Here is a 543-nt window from a genome sequence, read left to right on the forward strand (position 1 = left end):
CAGATAAAGGACGCGTGTCATTGAAAGAAAATGACATTGGCTTCCTTGCTTCAAGGTAGACTTGCAAGGAATCGCGTTGACTGCGTTATGCATCGCGGGCAGGAACCTGTTGGCTCATGACGGTAAATGCCGATGCGGCGCAAACCCAAAGAACCATAAGTCTTCGAATACGGGGAAGCCTATGCACGTCGATATAGCAGGGCGGGTTGAAAACCTGTCTCTTCCAATTACACAGCCGTACATTCCGGTCTTTGAGTGCATCGTCAATTCTCTCGAGTCAATTGATGAGTCGGCGCGTAAAGGCGGACGCATCGATGTCTATTTCCACCGAGATGACAGGCAAGGCCGCTTAATCGACAGTGGAGACGACTACCTTGGCGCTGTTCGTGATGTCACCATCGTGGACAATGGTGGCGGGTTTTCTGACATCAACGCAAAGGCATTTTTCGTCTCCGACTCGACTCGCAAAGCGGCGAAAGGAAACAAGGGCGTCGGTCGCTTCACTTGGCTCAAGGTGTTCGAGAAGGCAACAATTGAAAGCGT

The 543-nt window shown here is 51.2% G+C and carries 1 pseudogene; it reads left to right on the forward strand.

Annotation, left to right across the window (positions count from 1 at the left end):
* Positions 1–181 precede the first annotated feature (181 nt).
* Positions 182–543, forward strand: a pseudogene (locus JMF90_RS39800) (hypothetical protein); the annotation flags it as partial.

This window comes from Burkholderia sp. E168m23, assembly GCF_016586125.1.
In the GTDB taxonomy this organism is placed as follows: domain Bacteria; phylum Pseudomonadota; class Gammaproteobacteria; order Burkholderiales; family Burkholderiaceae; genus Burkholderia; species Burkholderia orbicola.